We start from the raw sequence: 435 nt of genomic DNA on the forward strand, positions 1-435 counted from the left end.
CACCCATGGTTTCATCTTTAGCCAAGGCAACGGCACCGGCCCCACCAATTACCGTGGTTTGGGCCTGGGCCAGTTGCGTGACTTTGATGTTGTAGGTGCCGGGCGCAGCAATACCGGTCATGGTGCCGGTGATGGTGCTGTTGCTGGAGCTGATGGTGACGCCATTCCAGGCGCTGTCGCGCGTGAGTTTGGAGACGATGTCGCCCAATTTGGAGGTGAGCGATTTGATTTCGCCGTAGGTCGAAATTTGGGTTTGGATGCCTTTGGCTTTGTACTCAAGTTTCTTCAGCGGGATTTTTTCCGCCGCAACCATTTGCTCGACGATTTTGGCGACATCTAAGCCACTGCCGATCCCTGCGGATGAAATTGCCATGGTGAATACTCCTTCAACTGCATGCGCCACCCTGCGGGTAACTGTTGCCTTAATGCCTATTG

General features: G+C 54.3%; 1 protein-coding gene. It reads right to left on the reverse strand.

The window, feature by feature from the left end; genetic code table 11:
• Window positions 1-435: flagellar cap protein FliD N-terminal domain-containing protein (locus J5M56_RS25680; RefSeq protein WP_207938146.1), on the reverse strand; the 435-nt coding region annotated here is incomplete at both ends.

The sequence above is a fragment of the Pseudomonas sp. 51_B genome, assembly GCF_017491595.1.
GTDB lineage: Bacteria > Pseudomonadota > Gammaproteobacteria > Pseudomonadales > Pseudomonadaceae > Aquipseudomonas > Aquipseudomonas promysalinigenes.